This is a genomic window from Nonomuraea sp. NPDC049784, assembly GCF_040659615.1.
Lineage (GTDB): Bacteria > Actinomycetota > Actinomycetes > Streptosporangiales > Streptosporangiaceae > Nonomuraea.
The window spans coordinates 1-18,063 of sequence record NZ_JBFAMX010000181.1 but is presented as its reverse complement, the minus strand read 5'-3'; the positions used below and the strand labels follow the sequence as shown (position 1 = coordinate 18,063).

General features: G+C 69.9%; 15 protein-coding genes. 6 read left to right on the top strand and 9 right to left on the bottom strand.

Annotated elements, in window-relative coordinates; all coding sequences use genetic code 11:
• The 3 genes from AB0J09_RS30585 to AB0J09_RS30575 form a co-directional block, all read right to left on the bottom strand.
• Positions 1-509: ATP-binding cassette domain-containing protein (locus AB0J09_RS30585; protein ID WP_360698531.1), on the bottom strand; the 509-nt coding region annotated here is incomplete at its 3' end.
• Positions 506-1,033 (bottom strand): PadR family transcriptional regulator, encoded by a 528-nt coding sequence (locus AB0J09_RS30580; RefSeq protein WP_360698529.1) that lies wholly within the window; start codon positions 1,031-1,033, stop codon positions 506-508. The genes AB0J09_RS30585 and AB0J09_RS30580, both read right to left, overlap by 4 nt.
• A 69-nt stretch (positions 1,034-1,102) precedes the next feature.
• Complete coding sequence (locus AB0J09_RS30575) at positions 1,103-2,089, bottom strand: alpha/beta hydrolase (RefSeq protein WP_360698527.1); 987 nt, start codon at positions 2,087-2,089, stop codon at positions 1,103-1,105.
• Positions 2,090-2,367: 278 nt separating this feature from the next.
• Between AB0J09_RS30575 and bla the strand changes: the two genes are divergently transcribed.
• On the top strand, positions 2,368-3,324 hold the full coding sequence (bla, locus tag AB0J09_RS30570; protein WP_360698526.1) for a class A beta-lactamase: 957 nt from the start codon (positions 2,368-2,370) through the stop codon (positions 3,322-3,324).
• A gap of 136 nt (positions 3,325-3,460) precedes the next feature.
• The gene (locus AB0J09_RS30565; protein ID WP_360698525.1) at positions 3,461-3,691 is read left to right on the top strand and encodes a substrate-binding domain-containing protein; all 231 of its coding nucleotides are present in this window, start codon (positions 3,461-3,463) and stop codon (positions 3,689-3,691) included.
• Positions 3,692-3,759: 68 nt separating this feature from the next.
• Here AB0J09_RS30565 and AB0J09_RS30560 read toward each other — a convergent pair whose 3' ends face one another.
• Together AB0J09_RS30560 and AB0J09_RS30555 are read right to left on the bottom strand one after the other, a co-directional pair.
• Positions 3,760-6,552, bottom strand: coding sequence for an FAD-binding and (Fe-S)-binding domain-containing protein (locus tag AB0J09_RS30560; RefSeq protein WP_360698523.1), 2,793 nt, complete (start codon positions 6,550-6,552; stop codon positions 3,760-3,762).
• 461 nt (positions 6,553-7,013) lie between these two features.
• A complete protein-coding gene (locus AB0J09_RS30555) occupies positions 7,014-7,616 on the bottom strand; it encodes an MFS transporter (RefSeq protein WP_360698521.1) in 603 nt (200 codons plus the stop codon).
• 230 nt (positions 7,617-7,846) lie between these two features.
• On the opposite strand from AB0J09_RS30555, the gene AB0J09_RS30550 reads away from it, so the two are divergent.
• Positions 7,847-8,221: a MerR family transcriptional regulator gene (locus AB0J09_RS30550; protein WP_360698520.1), complete on the top strand. Its 375-nt coding sequence runs from the start codon at positions 7,847-7,849 to the stop codon at positions 8,219-8,221.
• On the opposite strand, the gene AB0J09_RS30545 is transcribed toward AB0J09_RS30550, so the two are convergent.
• Positions 8,215-8,880, bottom strand: coding sequence for a hypothetical protein (locus AB0J09_RS30545; protein WP_360698518.1), 666 nt, complete (start codon positions 8,878-8,880; stop codon positions 8,215-8,217). The two genes, AB0J09_RS30550 and AB0J09_RS30545, sit on opposite strands and share 7 nt — an antisense overlap.
• Positions 8,881-9,095: 215 nt before the next feature.
• Here AB0J09_RS30545 and AB0J09_RS30540 point away from each other — a divergent pair, with 215 nt between their 5' ends.
• On the top strand, positions 9,096-10,274 hold the full coding sequence (locus tag AB0J09_RS30540; protein ID WP_360698516.1) for an alkene reductase: 1,179 nt from the start codon (positions 9,096-9,098) through the stop codon (positions 10,272-10,274).
• A gap of 81 nt (positions 10,275-10,355) precedes the next feature.
• Here AB0J09_RS30540 and AB0J09_RS30535 read toward each other — a convergent pair whose 3' ends face one another.
• A complete protein-coding gene (locus AB0J09_RS30535; protein ID WP_360698514.1) occupies positions 10,356-13,565 on the bottom strand; it encodes a BTAD domain-containing putative transcriptional regulator in 3,210 nt (1,069 codons plus the stop codon).
• 637 nt (positions 13,566-14,202) lie between these two features.
• Here AB0J09_RS30535 and AB0J09_RS30530 point away from each other — a divergent pair.
• Positions 14,203-15,165, top strand: a complete 963-nt coding sequence (locus AB0J09_RS30530; RefSeq protein ID WP_360698512.1) for an NAD(P)-dependent alcohol dehydrogenase — start codon at positions 14,203-14,205, stop codon at positions 15,163-15,165.
• 25 nt (positions 15,166-15,190) lie between these two features.
• On the opposite strand, the gene AB0J09_RS30525 is transcribed toward AB0J09_RS30530, so the two are convergent.
• Both AB0J09_RS30525 and AB0J09_RS30520 read right to left on the bottom strand, forming a co-directional pair.
• Positions 15,191-15,934 (bottom strand): SDR family oxidoreductase, encoded by a 744-nt coding sequence (locus AB0J09_RS30525; protein WP_360698511.1) that lies wholly within the window; start codon positions 15,932-15,934, stop codon positions 15,191-15,193.
• Between the two features lie 35 nt (positions 15,935-15,969).
• The gene (locus AB0J09_RS30520) at positions 15,970-17,004 is read right to left on the bottom strand and encodes an SDR family oxidoreductase (RefSeq protein WP_360698509.1); all 1,035 of its coding nucleotides are present in this window, start codon (positions 17,002-17,004) and stop codon (positions 15,970-15,972) included.
• A gap of 65 nt (positions 17,005-17,069) precedes the next feature.
• Between AB0J09_RS30520 and AB0J09_RS30515 the strand changes: the two genes are divergently transcribed.
• Positions 17,070-17,972, top strand: coding sequence for a LysR family transcriptional regulator (locus AB0J09_RS30515; protein ID WP_360698507.1), 903 nt, complete (start codon positions 17,070-17,072; stop codon positions 17,970-17,972).
• Positions 17,973-18,063 lie beyond the last annotated feature (91 nt).

Here is an 18,063-nt window from a genome sequence, read left to right as displayed (position 1 = left end):
GTCGTTTTCGCCGACGAACCGACCCGCGGCCGCGCCACCAGCGCTCTGGCGATGGCCACCCGCTGCGCCTGCCCGCCGGACAGCTCTCCAGTACGCCGGCCGCTGAGGCCGGCCAGCTCCAGCCGCTCCAGCCAGGAGGCGGCCCGCGCGTAGGCCTCCTTGCGCTTGGTGCGGCCGAGCAGCAGCGGCAGGGCGACGTTGTCGGCCACGGTCAGCTCGGGCACGAGCTGACCGAACTGGAAGACGAAGCCGAAGGCGGTGCGCCGCAGCTCGCTACGGCGACCGTCGTCGAGCGTGTCCAGCCGGCGCCCGTCGAACCAGACCTCGCCGCCGTCCGGGGTGAAGATCCCGGCCAGGCAGTGCAGCAGCGTCGACTTGCCGGACCCGCTGGGCCCCATGATGGCCAGGACCTCGCCCGCGGTCACCGACAGGCTGGCCTCCAGCAGCGCGGGCGTGTTGCCGTACGAGCGGCTGATCCCCTCGGCGCGTAGGAGAGCGTTGACGATCACGAGTTGCGCACCGTCTCCGCCAGCGACCCCAGCCGGGCCTGGGTGACGTCGATCCACCGCAGGTCGGCCTCCAGCCGGAACAGGGCATGGTCGGCGAGGAGCATGTCGATCAGCGCGCCTTCGCGCCTGATCTCGGTCAGCTCCCGCATGCGTCGCAGATGCGTCGCGCGCTGGGCGTCCAGATAGCCGGCGGCGTCGCGGCCCAGCATGAGGGCGAGCAGGACCTTGGTGAACAGCACCGTCTGCAGGTACGGCTCGGCCGCGACCGGCTCGGCCAGCCACGCCTCGACCTCGCCCTTGCCGATCGGGGTGATGGCATAGCGCTTGCGGTCCGGACCGTCGCCCGGCTCGCTCTGCCCGGCGGTGACCTTGCCGTCCCTGGCCAGGCGGGCGAGCGTCGAATACACCTGGCCGAAGGGCAGCGGCTTGCCCCCGCCGAAGTAGGTGTCGTAGTCGCGTTTCAGGTCGTAGCCGTGGCTCGGCTGCCGCTCAAGGAGGCCGAGCAACGCAAGAGGGACGCTCATGCCAGGAGACTATACTCTGAGTGTATATCTGCCGCGTATAAGAGGGCTTCCCGCCGGGTGGAGGGCCGTTCAAGCGGGCAGGGAGGCGAGCCAGCCGGTCAGGATCTCGTTGACCTCCTCGTGGCGCTCCTGCTGGATCCAGTGGCCGCAGCCGTCGAGAATGTGGGAGGAGGTCAGGCCGGGCAGAGTGGTGGGGTATGCCTGGATGGCGCCGGTCATCCAGGTGGTGGAGGCGTCCAGCGCACCGCCGATGAACAGCGACGGCTGAGTGATGGGGGCACCGTCGAAGTCGGCCAGGTCTTCCCAGTCCCTGTCCATGTTCCGGTAGCGGTTGAGCGCCCCGCTCATGCCGGTCCGCTCGAACTCCGCGGCGTAGACATCCAGGTCGTCCTCGCTGAGCCAGGCGGGTAGCCGACCGGCGGGGAAGCGTCCGCGCAGGGTCCCGCCCCGGGACACGAAGTGCGGGTCCGGGGAGCCGGCAGGCGGCATGGTGTCGGCGGACAGGGCCGCGTAGAAGCCGGCGAGCCAGCCGCGGACGTCCGGTTCGATCTCGGCTTCCGCCCGCTCGGGTTCCTGGAAATAGCTGACGTAGAACTCCTCCTCTCCGCCCATGTTCGCGAAGACCTCGCTGGGGCGCGGCCCGCCGCGCGGGGCGTACGGCACGCTCAGCAGCCCGACCGCGCGGAAGACGTCGGGCGTGACGAGGGCGGAGTTCGCGGCGATGGTCGCGCCCCAGTCGTGGCCCACGATCACCGCCCTCTGCTCGCCCAGGGCGTGTACCACGGCGACGTTGTCCTCGATCAGGTCGAGCATCCGGTACGCGGCCACGTCCTCGGGCCTGGAGGACCGGCCGTAGCCGCGGACGTCGACGGCGACCGCCCGGTAACCGGCCGCGGCCAGCACCGGAAGCTGGTGGCGCCACGAGTACCAGAACTCGGGGAACCCGTGCACCAGCAGCACCAGCGGCCCGGAGCCCTGCTCCACCAGGTGGATACGGCCGGCGGGCGACGGGATCAGGTGATGTGTGACCCTTGTGACCGAAACAGGCTGCGACATCGATTCCCCCAAAGCATCCTCACGCGTCGAGCCGAACCATCGACCCGCTTTCCGGATGAATCATCCGGTGGGCGGGAGACCGCCACATAATCGTGTTGCCACTTCGGCAAACCGCATCGGGCACTCAGGAGGCTCGCGGTGGCGTCCCCACCACCTGAGCGCCGGACCAGCACTCATGTAGGAACCAATATCGATTCATTCCCGATATCGCTATTAGACATCGCTTGATCGCATCTGGTTTGCTCCTGATCTCTGACAGGCCGCAGCAAGGAGTTGACATGCGATACCTCCGCCCCCGCCGCGTCGCCGCAGCGTTGCCCGTGACCGCTCTGGCGATCTCCCTCCTGCCCGGTGGCGCCCTCAGGGCGGGCACAGCCTCGGCCGCGACGGTGGCGGCGTCCTCAGCGGTCGCGGTCGCGGTTTCGGGTGAGGCTCTGGCCAGGAAAGATCTGCGCGAGCTGGAGGTGTCCTTCAAGGGCCGCATCGGCGCGTACGCGGTCGACACCGCCACCGGCAAGACGGTGACATACCGGGCGGGTGAGCGCTTCCCGATGTTGTCCACCTTCAAGGCGCCCCTCTGCGCGGCTGTGCTGCACAAGGCGCGCACCTCCCAGCCCGGCCTGATGAGCAAGCTCGTCAAGTGGACGGCCGCCGACATGAAGCCCAACTCGCCGGTCACCGAGAAGCACGTCAAAGACGGCCTGACCGTCGCCCAGTTGTGCGAGGCGGCCGTCACCCAGAGCGACGGCACCGCGTCCAACCTGCTGCTCAAGCTGATCGGCGGGCCCGCCGGCCTGACGAAGTACTTCCGTACGCTGAAGGACCCGATCTCCCGTATGGATCGCTGGCACCCCGAACTCAACGACTGGACCCCCAAGGAGAAGCGCGACACCACCACACCCGCGGCCATCGGCCGCGACCTGCGCGTGCTCACGACTGGGGAGGCGCTGCACGCCAAGGACCGCGAGCAGCTCATCGCCTGGCTGCTCGCGAACAAGACCGGCGGCGAGCGCATCCGGGCCGGCCTGCCCAAGACCTGGACGATCGCCGACAAGACGGGCACCAACTCCGACGGATTCGGCGGCGGTAACGACATCGCGGTCATCTGGCCTCAGGAGGGGGCCGCTCCCATCTTCATGGCGATCTACACCAACCGCACCCCGGGCCTCGCCACCGACAACAAGGCCATCGCGAAGACCGCCACCATCCTGGCCCGCGCGCTCGGCAAGCTCTGACGTCCGGCGGGGAAGACGGCGGCATGTGAGATCTTCGCCTGAACGGGGGGCGCCGCGACCGTCATCGGGTTACGACCGCCGCGGCGCCCCGCGCCTTCACGATCAGTCGCCTCGCAGCACCGTCGTGGCCACCGAGATGGCCGTGTCAGTCCCCGGCGACGTGTCCATCGTCTCCTTCGACGACTCCATCCTCACCCGCCTGCCGCATCCCCCGATCACCGCCCTGAGGCGCGACACGTACGCGCTGGGCATGTTCACGGCGACGAAGCCGCTCCACGTGATGGCCGAGCGTCCGGAGCCCCGCGCGGTGCAGGCTCCCACTCCCGAGCTCGTGGTCCGCGGCAGCACCGCCCCGCCTGGCGCATGATCTCCATCCGTACGTCGCGCGGTCCGGCCGAGCCTGGCAGGTGCCTGGGGATCGGACGGCTCGCGTTGTCAGGCGGTGGCTTGGTCGAGGAGTTCGAGCAGGTGATGGTAGGGCTTGCCGGTGGCGCGGGTGAGGCCGAGTTCGCAGGTGCGGTTGAGTGAGGCGTGTGCGGTGTAGTCGCCGGCTGTCACGGAGGCGGCTTCGGCGTGGGTGGCCGAGGCGGTCAGTTCCGGATGGAGGAGGCCGCGGTCGCCGGCGAAGGCGCAGCACTGCCAGCCGTCGGGGACCACGACCTGCTCGGCGATGGTCTGGGCGATGCGGGTGATGGCGGTGTCCAGGCCGAGGCGGGTGGAGGAGCAGGTGGGGTGCAGGGCGAGGGTGGGCAGGCGGCGGGCCGGGGTGGATAGGCGGGGCAGGATGTGTTCGGCGGTGTAGGCGACCGCGTCGAGCACGTTGAGGTCGGGGATGAGGTGGCTGTAGCCCTCGGTGCAGGAGGCGGCGTCGCTGACGACGGGGATGCGGCCGCCGTCGGTGGCTTGTAGGAGGGTGTCGCGGACGCGTCGGCCCATGGCTTGGTGGCCGTCGGTGTAGCCCTTGGAGGACCAGGGTGTGCCGCAGCACAGGCTCGCGATCTCTTTCGGGATGTGCAGGCGCAGGGCGGCGCGTTCGGCCAGGCGTTGGAAGGCGGTCATGACCCCGGGGCCGTCGTCGGCGGGGGCGAACAGGGTGTTCAGGCAGGACGGCAGGTAGACGGCGTCGGGGTCGGCGGCCGGGGCGGGGCGGCGGCGCGTGCCGCCGCGGGGCAGGTCGCGGGTCCATTGGGGGATGGTGTCGGGGCTGGTGAGGGCACGGGCGGTCTTGGCGGCGCCTTCGGCGAGCCGGGGTGGGGTGGCGGCGGCGGTGTCCAGGGCCAGGTTCATCGCCTGGGTGATGCCGTCCCAGTGGCGGGCGGCGCTCTTCCAGCCCTTCTGCGCCAGGCTCCCGTGCCGTTCTGCGCGCAGGCGTTTGGTCAGGTCGCCGGTGTTGATGAGGACGGGGCAGGCGGTGGCGCACATGCCGTCCACGGCGCAGGTGTCGACGGCGTCGTAGCCGTACTCGGTCTCGAGGTGGCGGGCGAGTGTGTGGTCGCCGGCGGCTTGGGCGGCGGCCAGCTCGCGGCGTAGGACGATGCGCTGGCGGGGGGTGGTGGTGAGGTCGCGGCTGGGGCAGACGGGTTCGCAGTAGCCGCATTCGACGCACCGGTCGACCTCGGGCTCGACGGGCAGGACGGTTTTGAGGTCGCGCAGGTGTGCGTGCGGGTCGTCGGTGAGGACGACGCCGGGGTTGAGGGTGCCTGCGGGGTCGCACAGGCGTTTGACCTCGCGCATCACCTCATACAGCTCCTCGCCGTACTGGCGGCGGACGAAGGGGGCCATGACGCGGCCGGTGCCGTGTTCGGCCTTGAGCGTGCCGTCCCGGCCCAGGACGGCCTCGACCATGTCGTGGGTGAAGTCGGCGTAGCGCTGCAGGCCGGTGTCGAAGCGCTCGTTGAGCATGAAGTGCAGGTTGCCGTCCTTGGCGTGGCCGAAGATGACGCTGCGCTCGTAGTGGTGTTTGGCGAACAGGTCGGTCAACTCGTCGCACAGGTCGGCCAGGGCGGACACCGGCACGGCGACGTCCTCCAGCAGGGCGGTGGTGCCAGTGGGGCGGGCGCCGGCGACGGAGGCGTACAGACCCTTGCGGATGTGCCACAGCGCGGCCCGGCCGCCGGTGTCCCTGCTGAGGCGGGCCGGGGCGGCCAGCCCCAGCTGCGGGAACAGCATCTCGGCGGCGCGTTCGCGTTTGCCGAGCAGATCGGCGTCGGATTCCTGCCATTCGATCAGCAGCGCGGCGTGGTCGTGCACGGCCAGGGTGCGCAGCAGGTCGTCGGCCTTGGGGTCGCTCTGGGCCACCCGCAGCGATTCGGCGTCCAGCAGTTCGACGGCGGCGGGCTCGGCGGCGACCAGGCCGGGCATCGCGGCCATGGCCTGGCGCAGGGTGGGGAAGATGAGCAGGCCGGTGGCGGCCAGGGGGTGGGCGGGGACTGTGCGCAGCACCGCCTCGGCGACGAAGCCCAGCGTGCCCTCGCTGCCGATGATCAGGTGGGCGAGGATCTGCGCGGGCGAGTCGTGGTCGAGGAAGCTGTTGAGGCCGTAGCCCATGGTGTTCTTGAGCGAGAACTGGGCGGTGATGCGGCGCACCGAGTCCGGGTTGCCGCGGACGCGGTCGCGCAGCCGTTCCAGGCCCTTGGTGAGGTCGGGCTCCAGGGCGCGCAGCCGATCGTCGGCGTCGGGCGCTGCGGTGTCGATCACGGTGCCGCTGGGCAGCACCAGAGTCATCGACTCCAGGGTGCGGTAGGTGTTGGCGTGCGTGCCGCAGGTCATGCCGCTGGAGTTGTTCGCGACGACACCGCCGATCGTGCACGCCGACTCACTGGCCGGGTCCGGCCCCAGCTTGCGGCCGTACGGGGCGAGGCGGGCATTAATCTGCCGCAGCACCGCGCCAGGCTGCACCCGCACCCGCGCCCCGCCCTCCAGCACCTCGACGGCGCGGAAGTGCCGGCGGGTGTCGACCAGCAGGCGCTCGCTCACCGCCTGCCCGCTCAGGCTGGTGCCGCCCGAACGGAAGGTCACCGGCAGGCCGGCGCGCAGCAGCGCCGCCACCTGCTCAGCGCTCTCGGGCACCAGCACAGCCTGCGGCGTGAGCAGGTAGTGCGAGGCGTCGTGCGCCATCCCGAGCCGATCACTCGCCCTGGTCCGGGCGATCCCCGGCACGGCGGCCTCCACCGCGGCCAGAGTCGCGTGGTCGGGCGCGGTCAGCCGCCGCGATTCTGGATCGGTCACGCTGAAGCTCCCTTGAAGTCATCGCCGAGGGTCAAGGTGGATCTTAGGGTCCGGTCCGGCGTCGGCTGAGCCTTGGGGGTGGGCGGCGATGGCTCCGGCCAGGCCGGCCGAAACTCCCAGGATACCGAGGGTGGTGACGTCCTCGAGCACGCGTCCACGCGTGCCAGGAGGGGCCGGCGACTACCTGCGGGGCTCAAGTTCCTGGAGGTTTGCGGGGCCCTATGCTGTACCCGCATGAAGGATCTTGGTAGCCAGGTCGCGTACCGGGACGGCTTCTCGGACGTGTCCGGGGGTGGACCTGTCTCCCGAGCTGATCTCGCGAGGCCATCGGATGAGGCCCGACCTGAGCTTCGACGTACCGGATTCACCGCTGACGCTGGCGCACGGGGCGGCCAGGTCGAGGAGCAGAGGCCGCCCAGCCCTGCACCCGCCCGGCGGCCGTCTTGCCGAATCGTCCTGAGCTACGAGCCGTCTGGCGGACGGCGCCCCCCGGCACCCCGGCCGACCATGACATTGGATGTGTTGGCGTTGCGTACGTGGCGGTTGACCGTGGCGAAGAGCGCGAGGACGGCGAGCCAGGCGGCAAGGGCGAGGGCCACCGCATGTGCGCCCATGAGGGCTATCATTTCTCCGCTCAGCATGGTGCCCAGTGACAGCGCGCCCATGGTGAGGGTGGACACGGCCGCCGAGGTGCGTCCGCGCAGATGGTCGGGAGTGGCGTTGAGGCGGTGGGTGGTGATGGTCACGGAACAGATGGGCGCGATCATCGATTCGGCACCCGCGATCAAGCCGAGCAGCAGTGCGTTGGGAGCAGCGGCGTAGAAGGGGAACGTCAGCGCCTCTACCCATAACATCGTCACCGCGATCCGTCCCAGCGCGAAGCGACAGGCGAGCCGATCCGCCAGGAGCGATCCGACCAAGGCGCCGATTGCCGCACCCGAGAAGATCAGGCCTATCTGTGTCGGTGTCGCGCCGACGCCCTGCGCCAGCGTGACGATGACAAGGTATCCGGCGCCGTAGCGGAGGTTGTCGCCCGTCTGGATCAGGCTGAACAGGCGGACCACCGGCTCCCGCCACTCCCGCCCCGTCCACTCTCGGGCCGCACCAGCGCTCGGACCCGCACTTGTTCGCGCCGCAGTCCCGCGACGATCTGGCTTCCCAGGTTTCCTGTCGCCCCGGCGACGAAAACATCGCTCATTACTTTCTCCGTATCCCCATGCGTGTGGCTTGGATGCTCAGAGGCGACGGTAGGGCTTGTAATGTGTTACAAGGTCAAGTGCTGGGGGCGGGTGGCATGCGTATCGGGGAACTGGCCGAACGGACCGGGGTCGACCAGCAGTTGCTGCGCTACTACGAAAAGCAGGGGCTGCTGGAGCCGCAGCGCGCCGCGAACGGCTACCGCGTATACGCCGAAAAGGACATCGCGATTGTCCGGCGTATCCGCGGGCTCCTGGCCGCCGGGCTGTCCACGGCTACGATCGCCGAGTTGGGCACCTGCGTGCGCGGCGAACCACCCACACCCGTCTGCACCGGCGCGCTCCAGCGCCTGCACGGCGAGCGCACCCGCATCGAAGAGGTGATCAGCAGGCTGCTCACCTCCCAGGCCGCGCTCGATGCGGTCATCAAGCGCGGCGGCGACCGACCGCAGCCGGAACGCCCCGGTCACTGATCACGGAATCCCGCTTCTTCTGCGTACTGCCGCTCGGCGTCGGCGCCGAGCAGCGGTTCGTCCGCTGCGCGGAGGTCCTGATTGGGGAGCCCGTTCGGGTATTCCCGCCGCACCCGATCGAGTGCTGCCAGCGCTATGCCCAGGTGACGACGTTTACTCGCCTCGTAGAAAAACTGCGCCCCGCCGGAGAGTTTCGGGTCGGCGTGCAGTGGCTTGTCCGAGACGCACAGCAGGGTCGCATTGGGAATGCGGTAGCGGAAGCCGTTGGCGGCGATCGTCGCGGATTCCATGTCGACCGCGATGCTGCGGGCGCCTTTAATCATGGTCAGGGTCCGGCGTTGGTTGAACTCCCAATTCCGGTTGTCGGTGGTGTGCACGACGCCCAGACGGTAGCGAGCGCCCGCGGCGTCGAGGCTGTCGAGCAGGAACGTGTTGAGGCGGTGGTTGGGGATGACGGGGATGTCGGTCGGCAGCACCTCGTCGAGCACATGGTCGGCTCGCTGATAGGCGGTGGCGAGCACGAAGTCGCCCCGTGCCTGGTGATTCCGCAGTCCTCCGCAGTGCCCGATCATGATCATCGTATCGGGCCGCAGCACGGCGAGGTGGTCGGTGATGGTCTTGGCGTTCGACGGGCCGACGCCGATGTTGACCAGGCTCACCCCGCCCCCCTGCGCCGCGCGGTGAGAGGCGACATCACCTGCCCCACAGAGCCTCACCCAAGAGGACCGCTGCCGGCGTGCCGCCTTACGCAGCCGGCAGGTGGCCCGGGTGGTGCCATGAGAACACCTCATCAGCAGACCATCAGCGTTTCCGAAGCGTCCACGAGCACAGTCGTCCCTGTCAGCAGTAACGAACACGATGCAGGGAGCAGAGCATGACCGAGTACGCATGGAGGGACGAGGCCGCGCCCATCGGGACGGGCCCTTCACAGGTGTCCCGCTTGTTCGAACCCGCTGAGCTGGGCGATCTACGTCTGCCCAATCGGCTGGTGATGGCGCCGATGAGCCGCAACCGCGCAGCCGCGGACGGCGTCCCGGAACCGATCATGGCGACCTACTACGCGCAACGCGCCTCCGCCGGGCTGATCATCGCTGAGGCGGCCACCCCGAACGCCGTCGGCCAGACCTACCCCAACATCCCCGCCATCTACGATCAGGCGCACGTGGCCGGATGGCGACAGGTCACGGACGCCGTACACGCCGCGGGCGGGCGGATGTTCCTGCAAGTGCAGCACGGCGGCCGCGTCGGCCACCCCGACAACAGCGGGCTGACGCCGATAGCGCCCTCGGCGGTACCGCTCCCGGACACCATCGTCACTCCCAGCGGGCGCCAGAGCGCCGTCGTGCCCCAACCGATGAGCCTGCGGGAGATCGACGCCACCGTTGCCGACTTCGCCGCCGCCGCCCGCAACGCCATCGCGGCGGGATTTGCCGGAGTGGAGGTGCACGCGGCCAACGGCTACCTCCTGCACCAGTTCCTGGCCCAGAACACCAACCACCGCAACGACGCCTACGGCGGCCCGGTCACCGGCCGCATCCGCTTCGCGGTCGAGGTGGCGCAGGCCGTCACCGAGGCGATCGGCGCCGACCGGGTGGGCGTGCGCATCTCCCCCGCAGTCCCCGTCAACGGCATGGACGAAGGCGACACCGACAACATCTACCCCGCACTCATCGACGCACTGGCACCCGCGGGCCTGGCCTATCTGCACGTCGTCTTCGCCAGCCCCGACCAGCCCCTCTTCCGCACCATCCGCGATATGTGGCCGGGCACGCTGATCGCCAACCCGGCGCTGCCCTGGCCAGGCCCGTTCCCGGCCGACGGCGGCAAGGACAAGGGCGAGCAGCTGCTGGCCGCAGGAGCCGACCTCATCTCCCTCGGTCGGGGGTTCCTGGCCAATCCCGACCTGGTCCAACGGCTCCGCACCGGTGCGCCGCTCAATCCGCTTCGAGAGGAAGGCATGTTCTACACGGGCGGAGAGACGGGCTACACCGACTACCCAGCGCTGACCACCGCCCGCCACCGAGCCGGGACGCTCCAGCACGCCGCGATATGACCATCACCGACATGGTCGCATCGCCGACGCCGGAGCCCCTCGAAGTCCGGGATGAGGCATGACGCCCGGGCCGCCGACAGTTCAGCACACAGGAGAAAGAGCTGCCCGGGCAGCGTACGCGGCCTCCTCCGGGGTCAGGTCCGTGCCCTGCCGGAATGCCTCGGAGAAGGCGGCCTCGCCCAGGGCGGCCGTCGTCGCCGTCGTGATCCGCTCGACGTCGCCGCGCTCGGCCGGCGGCAGCGGAGCGCCCACGCTCCGGCGGGCCGCATCCGCCGCGCCGAGCAGCAGGGCCGCGCACCTGGCTCGATCCGCGTCCCCGTGAAGCGCCGCCGCCCCCGCGAGGCCCTCCAGAGACAGGGCCATGGCGCGCGGTTCCTCAAGGGAGCATGCGACTTCCAAGCTGAGAAGGTGGCGGATCGCCGCCTGAGATTCGTCACCGCGCAGTTCGGCGACGAATCCGAGCTCCGCGAGGAGCAGATGGTCGCCGGCCTTCGAGGACAGAGCGGCGTTGGAGTCGCGGATGCGCAGCAGACGCGCCTCGGCGGCGTCGAGGTCGCCGGAGCGGCGTTCGCCGAGGGCGAGCCCCATCTCCGCGTGGACCTCGCCGTACTTGTAGCCCAGCTCGGCTGACAGCCGTAGGGCACGCTCATGCAGCTCACGAGCCTTGTCCCACTCCCGGGTGAGCAGCGCCAGCCGGCCGAGGCCGGAGTAGCGCGCACAGATCTCACTCTCCAGCCTGAGTTCCTGCGCGATGCGCAGCCCCTCACTCTGCAGGCGCCAGGCCTCCGCGTAGTCGCCCTTGATCTCGGCGAGCGCGGCGAGCGGCTGCACAGTCTGCATCTCGCCCCAGCGGTCCCCGAACGCGCGGAACAACTCGGCGCTGCGCAGACCGTCCCGCTCGATGCCGGCGAGGTCACCCTGGATCAGCGCGTGCATGGCGCGCAGCCCGAGAGCGGCGGCGGTGCCCCACTGGTCACCGGCCGCGGCGAAGAGGTCCAGCGCCCGGGCGTTGATCTCACTGCTGGCGGCGGGATCACCGCCGTTGAACAGCCCGTACGCGTACAGCCACACGGCCCGGCCGCGCCGTATCGGATTCCCGCCGGTCGAGTCGGGGCCCAGCCACGCCTGGGAGCGGTCCCCGGTCAGCAACGTGAACGCACCCCGCAGCTCGCGGAGCTCCGCGGACTCGGGGGCGACGGCGAGTACCGCCGACAGGGTGCGGGCCGCCTCGCTCAGACGGCCTCGCAGCAGCCACCACCAGGCCAGCGCAGTGGCGAGGCGTACCGCTTCTTGGCGCACGGTCTCGGCCGTCGCGGCCCGCCGTACCGCCTCGTGTAGCGCCGAGCGCAGGTTGGCCGCCTCAGCGTCGAGGCGGCTGAGCCAGGCCTGCTGCGCGGGACCGCGAAGATGGGGCTCGGCCTGCTCGGCCAGGTCCAGGTAGTGGTGCAGGTGGCGGTCACGTACATCGTCGATTTCTGCCGCATCTCTCAGGCGCTCCATCGCGTACACGGTCACGGATTCGAGCAGCCGATAGCGGGGACCCGTCGGTCCGTTGACCATGACGACCAGTGACCGGTCGACGAGCCGGGTGACCAGGTCGAGAACCTCCTCGCACGGCACCGGGTCACCTGCGCACACGGCTTCCGCGGCGTCCAGGGTGCAGCCGTCGGCGTGCACGGCGAGGCGGCGCAGCACGGCACGCTCAGGTGTGGTGAGCAGTTCCCAGCTCCAGTCGATCGCTGCCCGCAAGGTCTGCTGACGCGCCGGTGCGCCGCGCTGCCCATGGGTGAGCAGCCGGAACCGGTCACCGAGGCGCGCGGCGAGCTCGTCCACGCCAAGGGCCCGGACCCGGGTGGCGGCGAGTTCGAGGGCGAGCGGAATGCCGTCGAGCCGGTGGCAGATCTCCGCGACGGAGCCCTGGTTGGCCGCGTCGAGCGAGAAGCCGGGGGCCGCCGCGACGGCACGCTCGGCGAACAGCCGCACCGCGTCGGCCGCTTCGAGCGGCTCGACAAGGAACACCGCTTCGCCCGCCAGGCCCAGCGGCTCCTGGCTCGTGGTCAGGATCCGCAGTCCAGGCGCGGCACGCAACAGCAGCTCCGCGAGCTCGGCCGCCGGTTCGACGATGTGTTCGCAGTTGTCCAGGACGAGCACGATCCGGCGGTCGCGCAGGGCCGCAATGAGCCGGTCGGCGAGTGAGTGAGGCACCCCGAGGCTGGAGGGCACGTCGTCCCGGACACCGAGCACCACCGCGACCACCGCTACGAGGTCCGCCAATTCACCCGTGTGACCGGCGAACTCGACAAGCCACACCCCGTCGGGTACGTCCCCGGCGAGCCGCGCGCCGACCTCCACGGCAAGTCGCGTCTTGCCGACGCCGCCCGTTCCGGTGAGCGTGACCAGGCGTGCGGTGCCGAGGAGCCGTACGACCTCCGCCACGGACGGTGCGCGACCGACCAGCGTGGTGAGCGGGGCAGGCAGATTCGACCGGGGGCGACCGTCGCCCGCCGCCGCGGCACCGACCGGGACGGCGCCGGGACCCGCGCCGGTGTCGAGAGCCAGGGACAGGTCCTGGCGCAGGATCGCGGAGTGCAACGCGGCCAGTTCCGGACCAGGGTCGAGCCCCAGCTCCTCTGCCAGCCGATCACGCAGCTCGGCGTACGACTCCAGCGCCTCGCTCTGGCGACCGGCCAGGTACAAGGCCCGCATCTGGACGGCGCGCAACCGCTCCCGCAGCGGATGGCGGGCCACCAGGCCCGCGAGCTCCCCGATCAGCAGGGTACGGTCGCCCGTTTCGAGGCGGGCCTCGGCCTGCTCCTCCACGACGGCAAGGCGCTGTTCGGCCAGGCGGTGCGCCGCCGTGCGCGCGAACTCCTCGTCGGCGAAGTCAGCGAACGCGGGCCCCCGCCACAGCTTCAGAGCCTCGGTGAGCAGCGCGGCTCTCGTCAGAGGGTCGCCGGCCTGGCGGGCCTCGCTCACCAAGGAGTGGAAGAGGCGCGAGTCGATCTCGTCCTCGGCGTCGTCGACGCGCAGCCGGTAGCCGGGCGCCTGGTGCAGCACACGGTCGCGGCCAAGAGTCCGGCGCAGCTGGGAGACCTTGGCCTGGAGGGCATTGGCCGGGTTGTTCGGCGGTTCCTCGCCCCACAGGTCGTCGATGAGCCGATCGGCGGAGACCAGCCGACCTTCGTGCGCCAGTAGATCGGCGAGCAACGCCCGGACCTTCGCCTCGGGGACCCTGATCTCGTGTCCCTCGCCGTCCCACACGACCAATGGGCCGAGCACCCCGAACCGCATGGGGTAAACCGTACACACCAAGCTGGGGTGTCGGTTTCCCCGAGCAACTGCACACCTTCCAGATGGCCGCCGGGTATTCGCCCAAGTCGGACGACGCGATCCGGAAGTTCGCCGAATGGGTCCGGCCGTGCCCGCCCCGGCGACCAGGTCCGGGTCCGCAACGTGACGACGTGGGAACGTTCCATGGCCGAGCTGTCTCGCGGCTGCACCTGGGCAGAAACGAGCGCGCTCGTCCTGCTCAGCGGTCAGAAAACTCGCGTCTGCGCCCTGCCGGCAGGCGCCGAACGCGCCCCGTGCTCGAAGTCATTCGTCTTCAGGACGTCACTCCACGAGCCCCTGATTTCTCCCCGTTGCCGACGTCATCGCGACATGTTACGTTTTCATGTGAAAGAAAAGTCTTACATATGGCGGGAAGTGGTGACAGTGGCCGAGCTGACTGGCCGCTTCGGCGCCTGCCGAGGCGGCCAAGACATTCGCCATGCCGGACCCGGAGCCGGGTCCCGGATTCAAGGAGCATCCTGATGACCTCGTGGCCCGAGGCGACCCTCTGCATCGCGGTGCCGATCTCGGCCGCATTCGTGCTGACCGAGCTGCACACCCGGGCGACGTCGATCGAGCAGATCATGCGGACCGCCGGATGAAGGCCATCAGGTACCACGCCTACGGCCCGCCTGCCGTCCTCAGGCTGGAGGACGTCGACACGCCGGCGGTCGGCGACGACGAGGTGCTGATCCGGGTACGGGCGGCCTCGGTCAACGCCGGAGACCGGCACTTCATGCGGGGCGCGCCGTACATCTTCCGGGCGATGGCGGGCCTGACGCGTCCCAAAGTGCCCATGCTCGGCACCGACCTGGCGGGTCATGTGGAGATGGTGGGCAGGAACGTCACCTCTTGGCGGCTGGGGGACGAGGTGTTCGGCTGTGCCGTCGGCGCCCTGGCCGAATATGTCAGCATCCGTCATGACGGGGCGGTGGCGAGGAAGCCGGCCGGGCTGACGTTCGAGCAGGCGGCGGCGGTGCCGACGGCGGCGGTCACCGCACTGGAGGCGCTGCGCGGCCGGGTGCGGGCCGGGGACAGGGTGCTGGTCAACGGGGCCGCGGGGGGCGTCGGGACGTTCGCCGTACAGATCGCCAAGGCGCTGGGCGCGGAGGTGACCGGCGTGTGCGGGAACTCCAATGTGAAGCTGGTCCGGGCGATCGGCGCGGACCACGTCATCGACTACTCCACGTCGGACTTCGCCCGCGCCGAGGGCCGCTACGACCTGCTGCTGGACAACGTGGGGAACCGGTCGCTGGCCGACTGCCGGCGCGTGCTCGCCCCCACCGGGACGTTCGTCCCCAACAGCGGCACCGGGGGGCGCTGGATCGGGCCGATGGGGCGTATTGTCACGGCTCTGCTGCTGTCGCTGGTCGGGCGTAAGAAGACGGCCAACTTCGTGACACGGCCGAAGGCGGCGGATCTGGACGCGCTGTGCGAGCTCATAGAGGCCGGCGAGGTCACCCCGGTCGTGGACCGGACGTACCCGCTGAGCGAGGTGGCCGAAGCCATGACCCACCTGGAGACCGGACACGCCCGGGGCAAGATCGTCATCACCATGTGATCGCCTGGTCGCCTGCTTTCCCTCGCTAGGCGCCGATCCCCGATCCACCGCCGACGACGATGTTCTCTCCGGTGATGAAACCGGCCGCTTTCGAGGCGAGGAACGCTACGACTTCGGCGATCTCTTCGCTGGTCCCGAACCTCCCGAGGGGAACCCGGGAGGCCGTGGTGGTGGCGAGCTCTTCCAACGCTTCGGGCGGGAGTCCTTGTTTGGCCCAGATTCCGGTGTCGACCGGTCCGGGGCTGATGGCGTTGACCCGAATCCGCCGGGGCGCCAGCTCGAGAGCGAGGGACGGCACGAGGGAAAGGAGGGCTCCCTTGGTGGCGACGGTGACGGACCCGTTGGGGATTCCTCTGGTGGCGCCGATTCCGATGTTGAAGACGATGGATCCTCCATCGTTGAGCAGGGGCAGAACCTTTTGGAGGGTGAAGAACTGGCCTTTGACGTTGACGTTGAACAGGTCGTCATAGGTGGCTTCGTCGAAGGCCTCGATCGGTTGTGGCCGGACGATTCCGGCGTTGAGGAACAGCGCGTCGAGCGTGCCGAAGCGCTCCCGGATTTCTTCGGCGACGCGATCGGTGTCGGCCAATGATCGGGCGTCGGCGCGTACTACGACGATTTCTTCCGGGAGTTCTTTCTCGGCCGCGGCGATGGTGTCGGGGTTCTGCCCGGTAACGATCACCTGGTATCCGCGTTGATGGAGCAGTGCGGCGGTGGCCTTGCCGATTCCGCTGGTTCCGCCGGTGATCAGGGCTGTGGGTGTGGACACGTCTTCGTCTCTCTCGATATCTGAGGGCTGCTCGTCTAGTTGTTGAAGTAGTGGCCTTCGTCGAGGTCCGCGATGAGGCCGGGCTGTGCGGGATGCCAGTCCAACTGCTTCTGGGTCACGGTGCTCGAGGCCGGGACGTCCAGCGAGAAGACGAAGCCGACGAACCCGAAATGGCCGTCTGCCTCCTCAACGGGAACGGCCGTCACCGGCAGCGACAAATGCCGGCCGATGACCTCGGCGATGTCCCGAACCGGCACACCCTCGTCACCGACCCCATGCAGTCGCACGCCCGCGGGCGCTGACTCCAGGGCCAACCGGAACAGATGCGCGGCGTCGAGCCGATGCACGGTCGGCCAGCGGTTGAACCCGTCGCCCGGGTAGGCGGAAACGCCCTTGGCCCGGGCGATGCCGATGAGCTGCGGGACGAAGCCGTGATCGCCCTCGCCGTGCACCGACGGCGGGAGTCGCACCACCGAGACGCGCACGCCGCGCCCGGCGAACGACAGCGCCGCCTCTTCCGAGGCGAACCGGAGCTCCGCGAACGCCCCGGGATCGGGCACGCTCTCTTCCGTCGCGAGGCGGCCCGGCGTGAGCCCGCCGGTCCCCGAGGTGATGACGAACGGCCGGTCGGATCCCGCCAGCGCCTCGCCCAGCACCTCGATAGCGCGCCGATCCGCCTGGACGGCGGCCGGAAAGTCGGAGAAGTCATGGATGAAGGCTGTGTGGATGACGCCATCCGAAGCGGCCGCTCCGCTGCTCAGGCTGTCGAGGTCATCGAGGGCGCCGCGATGCACCTCGGCGCCGGCGGCCGTCAGCGTCTCGGCGGCCTCGTCCGAGCGGGCGAGGCCGAGAACCTGATGCCCCGCACCCAGCAGTTCACGGACGATGGCACTCCCGATGAATCCGGTCGCACCGGTGACAAACACGCGCAAGATGCACTCCATTCGACACAAAATGGGGGACCGGCCCGATGTGGCACTTCGACGGTGCCGGCCGGTGATTCCACCTTGCGGCCACAGAGCGCTTCCGGTCCAATGAATGTTTCGCAAGGCGCGATACGATCCGTGCATCACTGCAGGTCATCGCCGTGGATCGGGGTCGTTGGCCGAAGGCGCGTGAGGGCTAGGCTGGAGGTATGCCCGACTCGCCACTGCCCCCGGTGGACCTCGATCTGCGGTTGGTGCGGTGCTTCACCGTCGTCGCCGAGCACCGGCACTTCGGCCGCGCCGCCGCCGTCCTGCATCTCACGCAGCCGTCCCTGAGCCGGCAGATCCGCCGGCTCGAACAGCAACTGGGCGCTCGCCTGCTGGACCGTACCCCGCAAGGCAGCCGGCTCACCGAGGCCGGCGAGGTCTTCCTGCCCCACGCCACGGCGCTGCTGCGCTCAGCCGCCCAGGCCGCGGCGCGCACCCGGGCCGCCGCCCAGCCCAGCCGCATCACCATCGGCTACACGACGGGCGTCATCGTCACTCCGGCGGTACGCGAGTTGCGCCACCTGCACCCGGACGCCGACGTACGTACCCTGCATCTTTCCTGGAACGAACCGCGCGCGGCCCTGCTCGATCACCGCGTGGACGCGGCCGTGACCCGGCTGCCGTTCCCCACCGACCAGCTGCAAGTGACGGTCCTCTACGACGAGCCCCGGGTGCTGCTGGTCCCCCTCGACCACCGCCTGGCCGGCAAGGAATCCGTCACCCTCGATGACATCGCCGACGAACCCCTGCCACGGGTACGGCGATCCGACCCTGCCTGGAGCGCCTTCTGGCGCCTCGAACCACGCCCCGACGGACGCCCAGCGCCCGACGGTCCACTCATCGACGCCATCGAGGACAAGCTCGAACTCATCGCCGCCGGACAGGCCGTGGCCATCGTGGCCGGCCTCCGTGCCGGCAGCCTGCGCCCCGACCTCACCGCGGTGCCGCTGGAGGGCGTCGAGCCAAGCCATGTCGTACTGGCGAGCCGCGCCGACGACCGTAGCCGTCTCGTGGCGGCCTTCCGCAAGATCGCCCAAGCCCACCTCACGGGTGACCTCAGCTAGGGAGTGTCTGACAAATGATCAACATGCACGCTTGAATGGTCGATCGTGGTGCGACGTGGTGAGCTGACCGACAAGGCGTGGGTGCGGATCG